The sequence below is a fragment of the Paraprevotella xylaniphila YIT 11841 genome (genome assembly GCF_900683745.1).
GTDB classification, from domain to species: Bacteria; Bacteroidota; Bacteroidia; order Bacteroidales; family Bacteroidaceae; genus Paraprevotella; species Paraprevotella xylaniphila.
In genome coordinates, this window is sequence record NZ_LR215980.1 from 2,843,002 (window position 1) to 2,861,990 (window position 18,989).

Consider the following 18,989-nt stretch of genomic DNA (forward strand, 5'->3'; position numbering starts at 1 on the left):
ATGAATACAGATTATAAAGTCGGTGATTTTATTTATAATGCAGATATTTATGATGGGTTGAATAAATCTCTGTCCGATTTGGAGTTTTACAAAAAATGGCTGCCTCAAAATAAAGATGCCAAAATACTTGAACTCTGCTGTGGAACGGGTAGGCTTACGATTCCAATAGCAAAGGATGGTTATAATATTAAGGGAGTTGATTATACTTTATCCATGCTTGAACGGGCAAGGGAGAAAGCATTTCAAGCTGAGTTAAAAATAGATTTCATTGAGGCAGATATTAGAGAGCTGAACTTAGGAGAAAAATTTGATCTTATTTTTATTCCGTTTAATTCAATCCATCATTTGTATAAAAATGAGGATTTATTTGATGCGTTGAAAGTCGTAAGAAATCATTTGAAAGAAAAAGGTTTGTTTTTATTGGACTGCTTCAATCCTAATATCCAATATATTGTTGAAAACGAGAGGAAGCAACAAGTTATTACAGAATATACAACCAATGATGGAAGAAGAGTGTTGATAAAACAAAGCATGCACTATGAAAGCGCATCTCAAATTAATCGTATAAAGTGGCAATATTTTATTGACGATAAATTTCATTCAGTCCAGAATATGGACATGAGATTGTTTTTTCCCCAAGAGTTAAATTCATATCTCAAACAAATTGGATTTAATATTATCCATAAATTCGGGGATTTTACGGGAGGAGATTTTGATGACAGTTCAGAGAAACAAATATATATTTTGGAACTTAAAGAGTAAGGGCAAAATGATAAAATCATAGACGAAAAAGCTGCTCCTGATATGTTTTAGAATAGAAAGCCAAAACCTTTCTTCTGTGAAGCATTGAACTTCTCAATCTCCAAAGAAAGCGATTTTTTTAATTGGGATGCCATGAAATCCAAGAACGGTTGGTTGGTTTCTTCTTCTTGTGAGCGACGTAAGGAAAGAATATATTCTTCCCTGAATATCTTGGTCGGGAAAAGGTTACAGTAGAATTGGATATAATTCATCAGCAAACGCGCTGTCCTGCCGTTGCCATCCACCCAAGGGTGAATCGTGGTAGTACTTCTCATAGTTTACCGCTTCCCTGATGCCCAGTTCTTGAAACTTTTGGTATAGCTGTCCTATCTCTTGCCAGATACTTTGTTCCATAGCCTTTTTATATTTCTTTCAAAGGTACGGTATTTGCTTTGTTCGTCCAAAAGAAACGGCTTAATACTACGTTGGGATATGTATTGCGAAACGGCTTCTATTTTTAACATACTTTCATTCTGACAGCTTTGCGGAACCCGGACGGAACCTTGAAATCCTTGCGGAATTTGCGGGCAGAAGTACGTCTGTTTGCAAATATCGCAGTATTGGCCTGTCGCTGATTTGCCGTTTTGTAGCCTTATTTTATGTTTTTATGGCAAAAAGATCATATACCAATAGAGTCCTTTTTATAATTTTGTCTTTTTGAAAGTAAATATGTGCTTTTTGAGGTGTGTAAAACAGGCATCGGTCGAAGGTGAAATAGAAAAAAGTGGTAAGGCACATCAGGAAAGTATATTCGAATGAAACAAAAATTCACAATAAGAGGGCGTGGAAGGGAGAAATAAACAATCAAACTGTTAATTTCCTAAAATAAAACTTTCTTTTCTTGCTCTACTCATGTTTTATTTGTATTTTATACCAAATCCCTATTAAGGGTGAATATTAATCTTATTTGTCTAATTAAAATATACTTAACATGACTAAGGCTAAATTATTTGCGTTGTCGGCATTTGCTTTTACTATGGCGTTTGCGTTTTACCGGGGGTACCAAGATTATGAAAATGCACAGGAAACAGATTATTTGCTCTTGGCTAATATAGAAGCTTTGGCACAAGATGGTGAAAGTACCACAAGTGGAGAGTACTCTCGATATATTAATGCTACAAAATTTAGTAGCAATACGGAATTCAAAACAGAGGTTAATGAAAATGGTGTTTCTATTTCATGGAAACGGACTTGCCAGTCTGCGATTACATATTGTAAGAATACAGGAGATGATGATGATATTTGTTATGAAAGTTTGAACGGAGTAGTTACAACTTGCGGAGAATGGTCAAAAAATTAATTTATATCGCTCTGTTTTGTTCCTGCCTTTTATGGGCAGGATGTAGTTCTTCATCCCAAACAGACTCCATTACCGTCAAGGTAGATTTGGATGTTGAAGGGTGTGACAGTGTGGAGCATTTGCTGTCTGTTTCTTGTTTGGTACCTTTGCAGGCCGATGGGATGGTTTCATCAGTGGATAAGGTTTGCATGATGGATTCTCTTATCTATGTGCTTGACCAAAAACAGATGGCACTGTTCACTTTTGACAAGGAGGGGCACTTGAGGCACACGCTCAAAAAGTTAGGAAGGGCTTCGGGAGAGTATCTTTCTTTAGATGATTTTACCGTGGACGAGCAAGGTAATATTTATTTGTTTGATTCTTCAACCCAACGGATTACTTGTTACGATGCCGAGGGGCATTATCATCATAAAATAGAGGTTTGTGCAGGTACAGGGTTTATCCTTTGTGGGACAGACAGTCTGGTGGTTTATAATAACATCTTGGGGGAATGCAACCTGACAATTTTTAATAAGGCTGGCAATAAACGGAAAGAAATACCGTATCCTAAAGAAATTCCCCACATGCTTATCAGTAACGGTGGGGGAGTCTTTGCAAGCGGTGGCCGTTTGTTCTTTACCAATCCGTTTGATTATGTATTATATGCTGTGGATGAGGATGAGGCTCGGCCGGTATACAACTTTGATTTCGGAAGCCAAAACCTTACAGAGGACATCTTGAAAGAAAAAGACCGTAGACAGCTTGTCCGGAAAACCATAGCGTTTGAGGGCGTGCGTTTTCTGAAAAATGTAGCTATGTATAGGAATCTTTTGTTTTTTGCTACGGATAAGGATGTCCAGTGCGTGATGGACACAAATACTTTGAATGTATCCGTGTTCAATCACATGGAAATGCCCTATGCTGTCCTGTTGGGCAAGCCTGTGACGGTTTGTCCGGATGGTACGTTTTTGACATTTGTTACGGCTGCCAATATGGAGAGCTTGCTTTCGATGCCTGAAAACTATTTGGAGAAATATCCGTTTTTCCAAGCATTAGGAGATGTCCCTCATTTGGATTCGGAAGATTATTGGATCGTGATCGGGCAAGTACAATAACAGTTTGTTTGGCGGCTGAATTCTGAACTGCATCCCAAAAGTTAGACGCAAACTTTTGGGATGTTTTTATGAACTGCAGTTGTGAATACCGGCTGTTGCTTATTACTTGATTTCCCAAAGATATAGCATCGGATTGTCCTGTGGAGCGATGTCCTTTTCGAGGAAAGGTAGGTAAGGACGATATAATTTCATTTGGTCGAATTGCTCGAATTCCTCCTTGTGCTTTTTGAGGTGCTGCAGCGTTTGTGACACGACTACGGCCGGCATGTCGTATGCCAACCCGTTGTCCTTCCCTTGCACGGGGATGATCCGGGAATTCTGCCCAAGGCACACGTCGTTGCGCAGGTTTTCATCTACGATGCATTTTCCGGTCTTTCGGTTCAGGATGAACCATGACTTAGAGCTGTCCGTGTTGAAAATCAGGAAGGAGTCCGAGGCACAGATGTTGTAGATGTTATAGGAAGCGGATTGAGGGGCTTGCCCGCCAAAATCCAAGTTGTAGGTTGCCGTGATTTTCCCGTTCTGTATTTGGCAAATCCGGTTGCTTTGCGGCAAGCTTGCATAGGTGCCGTTCTTGGAAGGGGAAAGCGATTTTCCGGGCAGGATGGATGTTTCTCCGGGAGTTTGTTTCCCGGAAGGGATACCTGCTTGTTTCCACAAGACGGAAGGCGCGTCCTCCAACCTGTTCTTGTCGAACGCCACAAGCTCGCAGCCGTCTCTTTTCAGGGATGTCCGGATGGCATACAGGCAGTTTCCGTCCAACCCGATTTCGAGAAAAGGAGTAACCATTGGGATGGTCTTTTCCACATTCAGGTCGAGATCGAACACCATGATTTGGCAAGTTGTGCTGCAATAGGCATAGAGCTTTTGTGATTGTGCGTCAAGGGCGGCATCCTGTATTTTGAGGCGGTTTCCGGAAACTTCTCCTGCTGCACCGCCTATGGATTTGAGGAACTTTCCCTCATCGTCGAACATCAGGATTTTGTTTCCCCTGTCATCCATTACGTACAGTTTGTCTTGGGCGAAAAGCAGCCGTCCGATATGGAGAAAGTCTTCTATGGTACGCTTTTCCTCTGTCGGAGTGTCCAGCAGGATGTTCTTTTGGAGGGTGATGAACGACGACATGTTGAGGGGGCGGTAGTCCTTGTATTCTACCGTCACTTTTTGTTTCGTGCTGCATGAAAGGCAGGCCAGAAGGGCGGTGTATAAAAAAATATTGTGTTTCATTTGATTGTTCTTTGGGTTTGACATGTTTTTAAGGAGAAAATCTCCGGCAGGGAGTACTTCTGCCGGAGATTTATTATTTGATATCCCAAACAATGAGCATAGGATTGCCGTCAGGGTCGAACTTTTGCTTAATTTCTTTTATGGCAGGTGTCAATGGCTCATTGCCTTTCTTGACTTGTTCCAACATGTTTTCTATGGAACTAGGTATTGTGAAGTAAACCACTCCATTTGACAGCCCTTGTGATGGAATTATTCTTGCACATGCGATAGGGAATATATCATTGTCGAAATTCAAGTACCCACTACATTTGTATTGGTTCTTGTTCATGATGAATGCGTGTGCTTTATTGGTATTGAATAATAATATGGAATCAGATTCGGTCATGTTCACAATAGACCAATTGATGTCGCGATAGTTTTTATCAAACCATCTTGGGTTCATATCTTTGGTCACGGGATGTTCAATGAGGCCCTTCTCTCCGAAATCCATGTTATATTCTTCCGTGACAGTTGCATCTTTGAATTTGTAGATTCGAGTATCGAATGGTAGGCAAACATAGACTCCGTCATGGCAAGGCATGAGGGATTTTCCCAATGTCCATCTTCCTATTATTGCATTTTCAAACGATAAGAGTGTTGTGGGTTCTTTTTTTAAGTCCTTTTTGTCTACTGTAACAAATCTATAGCCGCCTCCATCTTTCGGTTCATTGTAACAAATTCCATAAAGTTGATTCCCTTCTATGGCTATTTCTCCCATATAATAATCCATAGGAATTATTTTTTCCAAATTGAGGTCGAGGTCGAATATCATCATTTGGTAAGGTGCGTCACAATGTACGTAGAGTTTTTTGTCTTTTTCATCTATAGAGGCATCAATTACCCGAATATATTCATTGTGTCCTCGTCCCTCCATTTTTGCTGTGGATTTGAGGAATTTCCCATTCCTATCATACATGATGATTTTATTTCCTCCTCTATCCATGACGAAAATTCTATTGTCGAAGAACAATAACCTGTCTGGGTAGTGTACAATGGCTTCAGAGGTATCAGAAGATAGCGATATAATTTTATATCCCTCCAAAAAAGAAGAGAATGTAAGTGAATGTCCACTATCAAAAAGTTCGACTTTTATATTGTTTAAATGCTCAGATGGTGTGCATGAAGCATATATAAGTCCCATGATAATGGTTGCCAATATTTTGCTTAAATTCATTTTCATCTTTATTAAAATGATGGCAAATTATAATGTTTACCGTCACACGGTTCCTCTCTTTCATTTTCATATCTAAAATCAAAATACAAATTGTTGGTGCCTTGTAAGCTTCCGCTTCCTGTTGCAACACATTTCTTACATGCATATACTGTGACTACATCTGTTGAGTCGTTTTTATGTGTTTTAGAACTCAGTTGTGCATCGATTACACCAGATATGGAATAAATTTCAGGGCCGGGGCATTCTGATGGTCCTAATGGTCCTGATTCATTCTGTCCCAACGCTTCCACGTTGGCGAGCAACAAGGCGTTTTCTTGTTGGTAAATGTTAAGAATCATAGGTGGTATACCCACAATACGCGCATGCTGCGGTAATAGCAACTCCCAAAATACCTTTTGTTAATGTCTTCATCTTTTTCGTGTATTTAATGATTATGAGATTGGAACATCCAACCCCGTTGCAAAAGTATACCAATTTCTTAAAAGGCATTTTCTCCCATGTTGCAGGTTTGTTTGAATTTGTATCATTTTGATGAGTGTGTTACGGGGGAAAAAGAGAATGTAACAAGATGTCTATTCTTGATTCCTTCTTCATGCCAACCGGTACATTCCTCCACTTAAGAGCCTGACCACGCCTTTCATTTCCAGATTGAAGAGAAAAGCACTGAGCTTATGTACCGGAAGGTTCGTCGCCACGGCCAGTGCGTTGATTTGCAGGCATTCCGACTGGCGCAGGCAGTCCACAATACGCTGTTCCTCTTCGCACAAGTCGGGGAATAGTTCGCCTTGTATGCCGTCGGCTTTTTGCTTTTCCGATGAACGAGATTGCCATCCCATGGCTTCCACGAAATCTTGCGCGTTTTGCAGCAGGGCAGCTTTGCTGTCCCGTATCAGGCGGTTGCAGCCTTGTGAGTAAGGGTCGCTCACGCGGCCTGGAAAGGCGAACACATCGCGGTGGTAGCTCGTGGCGATGTCTGCCGTAATCAATGCGCCGCCCTTTTCGGCCGATTCCACCACGATGGTGGCATCCGCCATGCCTGCCACGATGCGGTTCCGGCGTACGAAGTTTACCTTGTCGGCGTTCGTACGGCTCATGAATTCCGTGAGCAGTCCGCCTTGCGACGTCATTTGTATGGCTGTGTCGCGGTGCAGGCGGGGATATATCTGGTCCAATCCGTGTGCCAGTACGCCTACGGTATCCAGTCCGTTGTCCAATGCCGCACGATGGCTGTGGATGTCTATCCCGTAGGCCAACCCGCTTACCACCAACACGTCAGGACAAAGGGTGGCCAATTCGTCCACGAAGCGGCGGCAAATGTCTTTCCCGTATTCCGTGCAGTGGCGCGTACCCACCATGTTGATGACATGTGTCCGGTTCAGGTCTGCATTACCTTTATAATAGAGAAGCAAAGGAGCATCGTCGCATTCCCGAAGGCGTGAGGGATAATCTGCATCGTGGTAACACAGACAGCGGATGTGATGCAGGCGGGCAAATTCCAGTTCTTCTTCCGCACGGGGTACTTGGGTTTCCATTTCTTGTAGTGCGGCAGCCAGTTTGTCTGAAGCGTCGGGATAAAAATCACGGATATGGCGGCAGTGGTCGAATACGGCCGTTGCGCTGCCCAACTCCTCCATCAGATGGTGTTGGGTGGCTGTATTGACGCGTGGGGTACGCGTCAGTGCCATGGTATAGATGGTTTCCTGTTCGGTCATAAGCTTAATCTTCCGGTTTCGGCACGATGTCGTCCAGTTCGCGGCAAGTTCCCAAACGGCCTTCTATCAGGCATACGGTATCTACCTGGCTCTTCAGGCAACATTTCATGTCCGGCAGGCGGAAAATGTCCTGATAGAATACATATTTGATACCTTCTTTCTCTACGCGCAGTTTGCTGACGAAACGGTCTCCGCTTTTCAGGGGTGTTTTGAAGGCCATGTTCAGCCGTGCCACCACTGCGTCTATGCCCTGTGCGTGCAAGTCGGCAAAACTGATGCCTTGTGCGAGCAGGAACTCGTGCCGGGTGTGTTCGATATAATGTTGGTAGTTGGCATTGTTTACGATGCCTTGCAGGTCGCATTCATAGTCGCGTACCTTCATCTCCAGTTCAAAGATATAATCCGTTTTCATTTTATTCAGAAGTGTTTTTTCGTTTCAGGAATTCGTAGCCGAAGCGGCAATGCAGGCAGTATTTCCGGTCGCAATACTCTTTTTTCAGTTGGATGAGCGCTTGCGAATCCGACGCGCTGTCCACTTTGATGCCGCATTCGGCCCATTGGCGCGTGATATAGTTGTTTTCCGCCTTGATCGGTTCTAAGAATTGCAAGGCCCGTTCGCAATATTTGTCATTACCATGGGTTTGTCCGTAGGCATACAGCAGTGGGACGACGGTGTTGATGGTGATAAGGTTCAATGAGCCAACCGTCAGGGCCTTGGTATTTTTGTGGCTTGGACATCCGAAAATATAGTGCGACTCCCAATAGGGGGTGGCGTGTGTGGAGAGCATGTCGTGCAGTTCCTCCAATGTCCGGGCTTCCAATAACCGGGAAAATCCGGCCGTTTGGTTATAATACAGTTGGGTGAGCTGCGCGATGCGCACATGGGGAAAGTTTTGCGGTCTCAGGCGAAGGAATTTCCAGGCTGCCGCGTCCATGGGCGTAAGGGCAAACTTATGTGCCAGATAGTCATATTCCCGTTTCAACCGGGGATAATAATCATCGTCGATGGCTTCGTCGCGGTATTTTTTCGGAATTGTATCGAAGTCCAACAATCCGGCCTGGCCCATGAATACGGCTTCTATCTGGAACAGGTTGTCGCGGTGGTGTGCCACAGCTTGCAATGGGATATGTTGTGCCCACGTTTCGAAAGCGTCCCCGTTGATGCCGAAACCGAAATTGCGGGACAGGGTGATGAAATAAGCCCGTTCCCAATCGCCTTGCAGTTTTTCCACACGGGCTGCTACAGTCTGCGCACGTTGTTCCAACCGTTCGTAAAGCAGGGCGTTCATCCAACTGTGCACTGTGAACGGGTCGATTTGAGGAATGATGCGGTGGCATCGCGGATAATCCGTTGTCCGGCACAGTTCCTCGTAGTTCTCGCGCAGGTAGCCCGGAACTTCCAGTTTCATCTGTGGAAGTGTCTTTCCGTCTTGTGTGATGACGGGGCGGTCGGCTGTTTCCGTCACATGCAGGATGACGTTGTTATAATGTATGTCTTCGTGATGACCGTGGACGTACCAGTCGGTGGATCGTCCGTGAATCTCGATGTTGCCCACCCATGTCGTCCCGTCCAGTTTGATTTTGGCGTTGAAAAAGTCAGGGCCGGCATTTCTGTTGAGTGTTCCCGGGTCGATGACCTCTACCGTTTGGCCGTCTGTGGTTTGCAACGGTTTGAGTGGAAAGAGTTTGTATTTCCAGATGTAGTGCAGCAGCTTTTCCATGGTGCAAGGGCTGAAAAGTTTATTTTTACTAACAAAAGTAATGAAATTCAAGTCAAATCCCTATCTTTGCGAGAGAAAATATCAGCATATTACTTGAAAAATATGAAAATCGCATTAATTGGCTATGGCAAGATGGGTCACATGATAGAGCAAATCGCTTTGGAACGTGGCCATGAAATAGTGAGTATCATCGACATCGACAACCGCGAAGACTTCGCTTCGGAAGCTTTCCGGAGTGCAGATGTGGCTATCGAGTTTACTACGCCCCAGACGGCATACGACAATTATCTGCAGGCTTTTGCCGCCGGGGTAAAAGTGGTGTCGGGCAGTACGGGATGGATACCCGAACATGGCGAAGAAGTACGCCGCTTGTGTCGCGAAGAGGGACATACGCTTTTCTGGAGCAGCAACTTCAGCCTCGGCGTGGCTATCTTCGGGGCTGTAAACCGTTATCTGGCGCACATCATGTCCGGTTTTCCGGCCTACGATGTGAGGATGGAGGAAGTGCACCATGTGCATAAGTTGGATGCGCCGAGCGGGACGGCCATTACGTTGGCCGAAGACCTGATCCATGCCATCGGTCGTAAAGACAAATGGGTGAAGGGTACGTTTACGGCACCGGATGGTACGGTGAGCGGTACGGAGGCGTGTGCAGCCAACGAATTGCGGGTGGACAGCATACGCCGTGGCGAGGTGCCGGGCATACATTCCGTGGTTTATGACAGCGAGGCGGACTGCATTACGATTACCCATGATGCGCACAACCGGAAAGGGTTTGCGTTGGGTGCCGTACTGGCTGCCGAATATACGGCCACACATGAGGGGTTGCTTACGATGGATGATTTATTCCAATTTTAAACGACATTTGAAAGAAAGACATGAAGAAACTCAGGCAGAAGCCCACACGGGCACAATGGATAAAGATGGGCGTCGTAATAGCCCTCTATTTGGCTTTTCTTGTATGGATCAAGAGTTGGTGGGGATTGTTGGTTGTGCCGTTCATCTACGACGCTTATATTACAAAACTCATCCCTTGGACATGGTGGAAAGAAGCAGAAAATCCTGTGACGCGCACGGTGATGAGTTGGGTGGATGCCATCGTATTCGCTTTGGTGGCTGTGTATTTCGTCAATATTTATTTTTTCCAAAACTATACGATACCATCGTCGTCGCTTGAAAAGTCACTCCTCGTGGGAGATTACCTGTTCGTGAGCAAGATGAGCTACGGGCCTCGCAAGCCGCAGACACCTTTGTCCATGCCGCTTACGCAGCACACAATGCCTCTTGTGGGGTGCAAGTCGTATATCGAATGGCCGCAGTGGGATTACGAGCGTGTTCCGGGCGGACGGGTACAGTTGAACGATATCGTGGTGTTCAATTACCCGGCGGGCGATACGGTGACCGTGAACCCGGAATACCAGAACATGGATTTTTATGCCATCGCATACGGTATCGGCGGTCAGCAATATATGCAGCTGCATGGTGGTTATCCGCTTTTGGATTCGCTCACCCGACAGCAGCAGCGTGACTTCTTTGCCGAACTTTATGCTATGGGTCGTCAGTATATCGACCAGAATTCCCAAATGTTCGGAGGAGTGATGTCGCGGCCGGTAGATCGCCGGGAAAATTATGTGAAACGCTGCGTGGGACTGCCCGGACAGACACTTCAAATCAAGGATCATGTGGTCTATCTGGATGGGAAACCCAACAAGGAGCCGGACAATGTGCAGTACGATTACTTCGTACGTCTGAAACAAGATATTCCGGACGAGTTGGTGCGTGAATTGGGCATCAGCCAGGAAGATCTGGCCTCGCTGTCTGAAACGGGGACGATGCCTTTGACGCGTCGTGCTTACGAACGCCTGAAAACCTGTACGGACATTGTGGACAGTATTGCCTACGACAGTGCGAATTCCGTGCCTGATGGTTTGTATCCGCTCAATGCCTGGACGGGTTGGACGCGTGACAATTACGGTCCCGTGTGGATTCCTGCCAAAGGTGAGTCCGTCAAACTGACCATGGACAATATCGCCGTGTATGAACGTCCTATTAGGGTATACGAACACAATAACCTTGAGGTGAAGGACGGGAAGATTTTCATTAACGGAAAACAGGCGGACAGCTATACGTTCAAGATGGATTACTATTGGATGCAGGGTGATAACCGCCATAATTCAGCCGATTCGCGTTATTGGGGTTTTGTTCCCGAAGACCACATTGTGGGCAAGCCGATACTTATTTGGCTTTCGTTGGATAAAGACCGTGGATGGTTCGACGGCCATGTGCGGTGGAATCGCCTGTTCCGTTGGGTAGACAATATCAAATAGACGACATAGGTTGAAGACGGTTGGACGATTGTGTGCCGTGCTGCTGGCCGCTGCCATCGGGGTGGTCTTGGTCAGAGGGTGTTGGGTGTCTCTCATCGAGATACCAGAGGATGGCGAGCGTCCCGTCTTCATGGCAGGTGACCGTGTGGCGGTGAACCGTATGGCATACGGGGTACGTCTGTCGCCTATGCGTTGGTGGGGGGATGTGCGTTGGTGGGCTGAACCCGTGCCAAGGGGCGATTGGGTGGCTTTCAACGATCCTTCTGCAGGTGAGGATGATGAACGGTTTATAGATGAGCGCGATGTTTTTGTAGGGTTCTGTTATGCCGTTCCTGGCGATAGCTTGTGGATTGATTCGTTGGGAAAGGTCTATCGTGCCCGTCCGCGTGTCGGTCGTCCATGCAGGGTGGTTGAGCTTCCACGGAAGAATGCTTATGTCACGCTCACGCCCGATAATATGCAATGGTATTGCCGTATGATTAATCTACACGAAGGGGTGCATGCAGCCATTATCCATGATTCGCTTTGTGTGTCAGGGCATTTCGTGTCAAGCTTCCGTTTTACCCACGACTACTATTGGATGTCGTCGGCCAATGAGCGTAACCATGCCGATTCACGAACTTTCGGTTTTGTGCCCGATACATACATTATCGGTAGGTTGAGCCGTATTCTTTATTCTTGGGCTACCAAAGTGCCTTGGTATGCCCGGTTTCGTGCTCACCGCACGATGATGAAGGTGTCTCAGGAGAATCCAAATCCATGATGATGAATACTGTTTGTTTACTTTCTACGACTTATTTCGGCCCAGTGCAATACTATGCCAAGCTGTATGCCTATCCCGAAGTGTGGATGGAGGCCCATGAACATTATGTGAAGCAGACCTACCGTAACCGTTGCCTCATCGCTTCTCCTTCCGGTGTGCAAGCGTTGACCGTTCCGGTGGTGAAGCCAGGCACGGATAAGTGCCTTATGAAAGACATCCGTATTTCCGACCATGGCAATTGGCGGCATTTGCATTGGAATGCTTTGGAGACGGCTTACCGCAACAGCCCTTTCTTTGAGTATTATGCCGACGACTTCCTCCCGTTTTATACACAGAAGTGGGACTTCCTTTTTGATTTTAACGAAGCAATACGTGCCAAGGTTTGCGAACTTATAGACTTGCACCCGAAAGTCTTACCTACGGCTTCTTATGGTGTCATAAATGGGATGAATAGCGTGGATTCGGCTGTGGGATATGTCGAATATGCCGTAGATGATTTTCGGGAGAAGATTAGCCCGAAAGTGCCTTCAGCTATGGATAAGGGATTTGTGTCTAATTCTTACTATCAGGTGTTTAGAGAGAAACATGGTTTCTTGCCTAACCTAAGTGTGGTCGACCTTTTGTTTAATATGGGACCGGAAGCGGTTTTGGTGCTACGTGATTCGGTTATATAGGGGGAAGGGCAATTAAAAGTCCTGCATTGTTTTGGGATTCCTGTTAAAATAGGAATATTAGCAATCTTACATATATTAGGATGCTTATAAAATGCTATTCCTTGTTAAGATAGTCCTACTTTATATTGTGGAAAATCTTCTATTTTTGTAGACATTATTTGTCTGCATTATATTAATTACCTAAATGTAAGGATGATATGAAAAACAAAAACCTGAATCTGAGAAAGAATTTGGCCGGATTTGTTTTCTTGGCCTCTTTTTCTGTAAACGCACAAGATGTGCCTGTTGCAACGGGGGAATACGCTCCTGATTGGGATAATTTGGGAAAGTGGGAGTGTCCTGAATGGTATCAGGATGTCAAATTTGGTATTTGGGCACATTGGGATCCCCAATGTCAGGCTGCGGGAGGTGACTGGTATGCCCGTGGCATGTATTTCAAGGGCAGCGGAAATTACAATTGGCATGTAAGCCATTTCGGTGATCCTTGTGTACCTAATACCGACTTCGGTTATAAGGACTTGTGTAACGCATGGAAAGCCGAGAAATGGGATCCCGAACATCTCATTGGGCTCTATCATGGCATGGGGGCACGTTATTTCTTTGCCATGGGGCAGCATCATGATAATTTCGACTGTTGGGATTCTCCTTATCAACCATGGAATTCAGTGAATATTGGTCCTAAACGTGACGTGGTAGGTGAATGGGCCAAGGCTTGCGAGAAGTATGGAATGCCATTAGGTGTGTCTATGCATGGTAGCCATGCTTGGTCGTGGTTTGAAATCGCCCAACCGTATGATGGCAATATGACAAAAGAAGATGGTAAGGGAAAATGGTGGGAAGGTTATGACCCACAGGACCTTTATGCACAACGTCATCCTCACAGTTCAGGATGGCAAGATGCAGGTGCTATACATGGACAATGGGCATGGGGCAATGGTGTGTCTTTGCCTAGCGAAGAATACAAGATGAAATTTCAAAACCGTGTGCTGCAATGTGTGAATGCCTATCATCCGGCCATGCTTTATTTCGACGACACGGTGTTGCCGTTTTATGGGTGTGATGAGAGCATCGGACTCAATATCCTTGCCCATGCTTACAATACCAATCCTGAAATGGTGGTGACCGGAAAGATTTTGGAGCCTATACATAAGGAGGCTATGATGTGGGATGTGGAGCGGGGGATTCCAGACCGTCCGCAGGAGAAACCATGGCAGACATGTACTTGCATCGGTGGTTGGCATTATGGTGAGAACGATTACAATGCTGGATATAAGTCTGCCGAGCATGTCGTAAGCATGCTTGTTGATATTGTCAGCAAGAACGGGAACCTGTTGCTTTCCATTCCTATCAAAGGGGATGGTACGTTGGATGACAAGGAGATGAAATTCATTGCCGACGTGAAAGCCTGGATGGATCAGAATTCACGTTCCATATACGGTACACGTGTATGGAAATCATTTGGGGAGGGACCCTCTGCAGAAGCATCGCGCCCGATTAATAACCAAGGATTTAATGAAGGCAACGATTATTCGGCAAAGGACGTGCGTTATGTCGTTAAATACGCCAAGACGGAGCAGGATGTCGATACTGTTTTTGCCACCGTTATGCGTTGGCCTGCGCAGCGGACTTTCACATTCCGTCATTTAGGGCGCGCAAGCGAACATTTTTCCGGTGAAATTGAAAGCATTGAACTGTTAGGTCACGGTGTTGTGGAGCATAAGCTTACGATGGAAGGGCTTACGGTGCAATTGCCTGAAAAGAAAACAAATGATATTGCTCCTGTGTTTGCCATAACCTTTGAGCCGGGTACGGACAAACCGGTTTCACTCGCTGAGTTGGTCGATTATTGCAAAATTCTTACCGAAGGAGCTGATGGTAGCATAAAGCCTGTCAATACAGGTAGCCCTAATGTGACTGCATTGTCTGATTTGAAGTATGCCGCAGAAGAAGCTGAAGCATGTCTTGAAGGCTCTGCCGGTGAGCAAGCCGCAGCCTTGCGGAAATTACGTGAGGCATTTGAGGATTGCCTTGGTAAGGATGTTACTCCTGCTGCCGCGCCTCTTTATACGGGCGAAGACTTGACTGTTGATAAACTTGAAGAAGCTGCCGGTTTCAGTCGTACACCGGATACACGAAATGGGAAAAGATTCGGGAAACCTGCCAATTGGACGGTGACGGATTTTAATATTCCAAACGGGAACGATGGGGTCAAGCAGGGGCTTGATGCTTATGGTGGTACGGAGGCATTGATGTTGGGGGTATGGGATGACCGGAATGCTGCAACGGATTGTGATTTATCCCAGGCTTCCATACGGCGTACCATACGTCTCACGCCTGGTACATACTATTTTGGAGCGACTTTCAATGCTGCTTACCAATTACCGGATGAAGCTTATATGTTTGCAACTCCTGGTAATGCTGAAAATCTGCAAACTGCGGATATACCGGCTAAGTCTATTGCTTGGGCACGCTTAAACACGGCACCTAATGACGGAAGTTGGTGGGGGATTACTTTTATTATAGAAGAAGAGCAAGATGTGACGTTAGGGTTTCAGGCTAATTTGCTTATGGGGAGCAGTACACAAGAATTCAGGGCCACCCGTTTGCAATTGCTTCGTTATGATGAAAGCCTGATTGTGGATATGAAAGATGTGACCTTGCCGTTTCTTTACGAACGTTCCAATTTTTCCCGTTTGGACGAAAATGTAACTACGCGTTTCGCAACTCCCAAATATTGGCAAGTAGAAAACTTTAAAATCCCCAATGGGGCTGAGGGGGTAAAAAATGGTATAGATAATCATCCGGGTTATAATTGTTTGATGTTGGGAGTATGGCAAGACCGTAGCAGAAACCAAGAAGGCTCACTCGCTGACGCGCGCATTTATCGTAAATTGTACTTGGAACCTGGTACCTATACGCTAAAAGTCCAATTTCAAACAAGTTATGGCTTGACATCCAGTGCCTATATGTTTGCTGCCACCGAACTGATGACCACAAAAAAACTTGTACGCAATTCTTTGGCGAAGTATTCTCTTAATAAAGTAGGAGAAAAGGATGAACGTTGGCGTTCCATTACATTCATGGTTGACAGACCTCAAGATATTTATGTGGGATGGCAAGCGAGTTTGAATTTAGGTGGTGAGACGCAAGAGTTTCGTGTGAAAGAAGTACAACTGCTTTACTCTCCCAAGCAGGGTGGGGATGCCGTGTCTTCAGCCAAAACAGGGTTTGTTTCAGAGGAAGGCCGTTTATACAATTTGAAGGGGCAAAAATTAAGTAAGGAACCTCATCGGGGGATCTACATAAAGAATGGTCGTAAAATTTTAAAATAGTGGATTAGGATTTTATTGGTGTTCAAAAGTTAAAAAAAGGAATCTCCGTTAAGTGAATGTGGCTTAGCGGAGATTTCTTTTGTATTCATGAATCCGGAAAGTTTGCGGATTATTGCACGGCTAATTTGCGGACAGAGTCACCGGCTTTCACGATATAGATGCCTTTGGGCATGTTAGACAGATCCATACGGTCGGTATGGGCGGCGTTCATCAGCAGTCCATTGGCGTTATACACCTTGATGTCGGCTGTTTCATTCAGCACCACGCGGTTACCCTCAAAGAAGATGCGGGACTTCGGGGCTACGGTTTCCTTGATGTCCACCGTGCTGTTGGTCGGAGTGGTCACGCGGATGCCGTGGATGTAAATAGGGTCGGCAGTCAACGACTGGAAATAAGCATAAATCGGTTGGTTGCTTTTGAGTGAATAGGCTCCTTCGTTACCGTTCGTCAGGTTTTCTATGCCTGTCCAAGTGAAAATCCCTCCGCGAAACAGTGGTTTGAATACAGTGGAATAAGCTGCACTGATGACATCATAGTTGGTGAATACAGTATTGATATCCTTAGACCCCATCATACGTACGTATGTACTTCCTTCACGGGACAGACAAATGCTGTATGTGGAGCAAGAGGGCATGAGGACAGCAAAGCCTCCTCCGTTTGTACTCATACTAGCCGATGAGGCCGCTGTGACGATGGCTCCCGTACGGAAACCTTCTGCGCCGATTTCACCGCCTTCTCCGGCACCTTCCCAAAATGGGTCTGCATAAGTGGCAGGATAATTGGGGGCGATGTCTGCCGGTACCATTTGAATGATTTTGCCATTCGGGTCAATTTTATTGTCCGCTTCGTTGCAAAGGCCTACATACTTATCTATCTTTTCTTGGGAGTCAAACCAAAGCCAACCGTCTGCGTCGACATCATAAAACAGGTTGTACTCCTGTGCCTGTACTCCGATGGTACAGGCCAAACCTAAAATTAAGGTACTGATAATCTTTTTCATTTTCTTTCTCTTTTTAGTTAAACAATCACTAATATCTATGTTATACTTCTACCCAATCCGGATTTTGGTCGATGCCGTGGTAGCGTATCTCGTCCCAAGGAATGGGAAGGTAATACTGCATCTTTTGGAACACGCGTACACGTTGTGGGAAACGGTTCATGTTGCTGATGGAATAAGTGGTTGTTTCGCCACGTTTCACGATTTTCATCGCTTTAAGCGGGTTGCTTGTTCCATTCAGCTTTTCCTCAGCTATGCCCCAACGGAAAAAATCCCAATATGAAGTTTCTTCAAAAGCCAGTTCCACGCGGCGTTCATTCACCAGTTGCTCCCATGTGAGCGAGGGTAACTCGTCCATGTGTACACGGCGGCGGATGGCGTTCACCTGGGTACGTGCCGCTTCTGTGTTGCCCAACCGGAACATTACTTCTGCATAATCCAGCAATACTTCCGCATAACGCCAGATGATGTAATTCTGGCTGCTGGCGTAGGCTTCGTCGTTGTTGATTTGTTGTTTTTCGTTGACGAACTTGCCCATATAGTAGCCCGTGCGGGTCACGGCTGCTGTGGTGGACGTGCCGTAGGCCGTCAGGTCCTCTCCCGGGATTTCGTTGTTGCCTTCGCGTGTGTAGTGTATGTCCATGACATGCCCGTTATAGGTGGAGCCGTCATACAGGATATTGGCGTAGAAGCGGTAGTCGCGTCCCACATAAGGGTGCTGTGCATCGTAAGTGAGGCCGGCGCGCATGCCATATTCATCCACATGGTTCTGCGTGGGCGTATAAGCGGCTGTCGTGCCCGTAAAGTGGGGAGCGGCGGCGTCACGATCCAGTTTATGGCCGAAGCCCGTGTCGTAATTGCCGTCGTCAGAGTGCTGTACTTCAAGAATGGATTCCTTGCTGTTCTTGGTGAGGAATATGTTCCGGTATTCTTGTTTGATACTTTCCTCATCCGTTCCGGCTATCTGTATCAAGTCGTAGTGCTGCAGGCCCATGAGGGTTTCGTAGGCTACCCGTGCCGAGTCGAGCATGTCGTGAGAACGGTCGTCGCTGAAGCCCAGATACGTTTTTTCCTGATTCTGAAATACGTCGCTCGAAGCCCATTGGAATGTTTTAGCCACCAACATGAGAGCTGCTCCTTGGGTGATGCGCCCTTCGTCCGTAGCATCATATTCCAAAGGGAGGACGGTGGCGGCAGCCCGGGCGTCGTCCACGATGGCCCGTACTATTTCTTCGTATGAGGCCCGCGGATATTTCCGGCTGTCATTCAACGGGTCGAGAGGCTCTTGGATGAGCATTACCCCGCCGAACTGCCTCCAGAGCATATAATAATAGTAGGCGCGGAAGAAATGTGCCTCGCCCAATATACGCTGTTTTTGGCTACCTTCGGCAATCTCGCCTTGGTTGACAAACAAGCGGTTTACGGACTGTATCTGTGTATAGTAGTTCGACCATTGTACTTGTGCCCAGTTAGTGATTTCTTTGGTGTTGCTTTTCAGTAAATCACCGTAACCGGCATTGTAATAGTCGTTCTTGGAGGGCACTATCTGATCGCCGAACCAGGGCATGTAGTAACGCGAAGCACTTTTGACCAAAGAGATGGTTGTGGGAACGTAAGTAGAGAAGCCGGAGTTCATGTTCCGGTACCATGGCAAGACATATTCGTCCAAAAGCATGGGGTTCTTCCAGATGTCTTTTTCCGACATCTTGTCTACGGGTGTGTCGCGGAACAGGTCGTCGCAGCCCGTGAAAGCGGTAAGGCTGGCGGCAAACAATCCGCAGAGGATATATTTTTTGAGAAGCATAACAATTCGTTTTAAGAAGTTAGA

Annotated in this window: 16 protein-coding genes and 1 pseudogene; 8 read left to right on the top strand and 9 right to left on the bottom strand. The window is 46.0% G+C overall.

Features of this window, described 5'->3' with window-relative positions; genetic code table 11:
• The gene (locus E0E47_RS12035) at positions 1-762 is read left to right on the top strand and encodes a class I SAM-dependent methyltransferase (protein WP_172604699.1); all 762 of its coding nucleotides are present in this window, start codon (positions 1-3) and stop codon (positions 760-762) included.
• 47 nt (positions 763-809) lie between these two features.
• Here the strand turns inward: E0E47_RS12035 and E0E47_RS17635 are convergent.
• Positions 810-1,061, bottom strand: a pseudogene (locus tag E0E47_RS17635) (Fic family protein); the annotation flags it as partial.
• Positions 1,062-1,732: 671 nt separating this feature from the next.
• Between E0E47_RS17635 and E0E47_RS12050 the strand changes: the two are divergent.
• Entirely contained in the window at positions 1,733-2,101 is a 369-nt protein-coding gene (locus tag E0E47_RS12050; protein ID WP_130893815.1) for an NVEALA domain-containing protein, read from the top strand.
• The gene (locus E0E47_RS12055) at positions 2,086-3,195 is read left to right on the top strand and encodes a 6-bladed beta-propeller (protein ID WP_130893816.1); all 1,110 of its coding nucleotides are present in this window, start codon (positions 2,086-2,088) and stop codon (positions 3,193-3,195) included. The genes E0E47_RS12050 and E0E47_RS12055 overlap by 16 nt, the downstream gene beginning before the upstream one ends.
• A 102-nt stretch (positions 3,196-3,297) precedes the next feature.
• Here E0E47_RS12055 and E0E47_RS12060 read toward each other — a convergent pair whose 3' ends face one another.
• The 6 genes from E0E47_RS12060 to E0E47_RS12085 all read right to left on the bottom strand — a co-directional run bounded on the left by E0E47_RS12060 (position 3,298) and on the right by E0E47_RS12085 (position 9,068).
• On the bottom strand, positions 3,298-4,422 hold the full coding sequence (locus E0E47_RS12060; RefSeq protein ID WP_130893817.1) for a 6-bladed beta-propeller: 1,125 nt from the start codon (positions 4,420-4,422) through the stop codon (positions 3,298-3,300).
• Between the two features lie 73 nt (positions 4,423-4,495).
• On the bottom strand, positions 4,496-5,641 hold the full coding sequence (locus E0E47_RS12065; RefSeq protein ID WP_008628099.1) for a 6-bladed beta-propeller: 1,146 nt from the start codon (positions 5,639-5,641) through the stop codon (positions 4,496-4,498).
• Positions 5,642-5,646: 5 nt separating this feature from the next.
• The gene (locus E0E47_RS12070; RefSeq protein WP_130893818.1) at positions 5,647-5,973 is read right to left on the bottom strand and encodes a hypothetical protein; all 327 of its coding nucleotides are present in this window, start codon (positions 5,971-5,973) and stop codon (positions 5,647-5,649) included.
• A gap of 252 nt (positions 5,974-6,225) precedes the next feature.
• On the bottom strand, positions 6,226-7,347 hold the full coding sequence (dprA, locus tag E0E47_RS12075; protein ID WP_130893819.1) for a DNA-processing protein DprA: 1,122 nt from the start codon (positions 7,345-7,347) through the stop codon (positions 6,226-6,228).
• 4 nt (positions 7,348-7,351) lie between these two features.
• On the bottom strand, positions 7,352-7,759 hold the full coding sequence (locus tag E0E47_RS12080; protein ID WP_008628108.1) for an acyl-CoA thioesterase: 408 nt from the start codon (positions 7,757-7,759) through the stop codon (positions 7,352-7,354).
• A gap of 1 nt (position 7,760) precedes the next feature.
• Complete coding sequence (locus E0E47_RS12085) at positions 7,761-9,068, bottom strand: DUF2851 family protein (RefSeq protein ID WP_130893820.1); 1,308 nt, start codon at positions 9,066-9,068, stop codon at positions 7,761-7,763.
• A gap of 102 nt (positions 9,069-9,170) precedes the next feature.
• Here E0E47_RS12085 and dapB point away from each other — a divergent pair, with 102 nt between their 5' ends.
• From dapB to E0E47_RS12110, 5 genes are all read left to right on the top strand, one after another.
• Entirely contained in the window at positions 9,171-9,926 is a 756-nt protein-coding gene (dapB, locus tag E0E47_RS12090) for a 4-hydroxy-tetrahydrodipicolinate reductase (protein WP_040602906.1), read from the top strand.
• Positions 9,927-9,946: 20 nt separating this feature from the next.
• Positions 9,947-11,395 (top strand): S26 family signal peptidase, encoded by a 1,449-nt coding sequence (locus tag E0E47_RS12095; protein ID WP_130893821.1) that lies wholly within the window; start codon positions 9,947-9,949, stop codon positions 11,393-11,395.
• A 10-nt stretch (positions 11,396-11,405) separates the two neighbouring features.
• Entirely contained in the window at positions 11,406-12,158 is a 753-nt protein-coding gene (lepB, locus tag E0E47_RS12100) for a signal peptidase I (RefSeq protein ID WP_232038427.1), read from the top strand.
• Positions 12,158-12,832 (top strand): WbqC family protein, encoded by a 675-nt coding sequence (locus E0E47_RS12105; protein WP_040602932.1) that lies wholly within the window; start codon positions 12,158-12,160, stop codon positions 12,830-12,832. Before lepB ends, E0E47_RS12105 begins: the two co-directional genes overlap by 1 nt.
• A gap of 197 nt (positions 12,833-13,029) precedes the next feature.
• On the top strand, positions 13,030-16,164 hold the full coding sequence (locus tag E0E47_RS12110; RefSeq protein ID WP_130893822.1) for an alpha-L-fucosidase: 3,135 nt from the start codon (positions 13,030-13,032) through the stop codon (positions 16,162-16,164).
• A gap of 109 nt (positions 16,165-16,273) precedes the next feature.
• Here E0E47_RS12110 and E0E47_RS12115 read toward each other — a convergent pair whose 3' ends face one another.
• Both E0E47_RS12115 and E0E47_RS12120 read right to left on the bottom strand, forming a co-directional pair.
• On the bottom strand, positions 16,274-17,164 hold the full coding sequence (locus E0E47_RS12115) for a T9SS type A sorting domain-containing protein (RefSeq protein WP_130893823.1): 891 nt from the start codon (positions 17,162-17,164) through the stop codon (positions 16,274-16,276).
• A gap of 40 nt (positions 17,165-17,204) precedes the next feature.
• On the bottom strand, positions 17,205-18,965 hold the full coding sequence (locus tag E0E47_RS12120) for a RagB/SusD family nutrient uptake outer membrane protein (RefSeq protein WP_172604700.1): 1,761 nt from the start codon (positions 18,963-18,965) through the stop codon (positions 17,205-17,207).
• Positions 18,966-18,989: the final 24 nt, after the last annotated feature.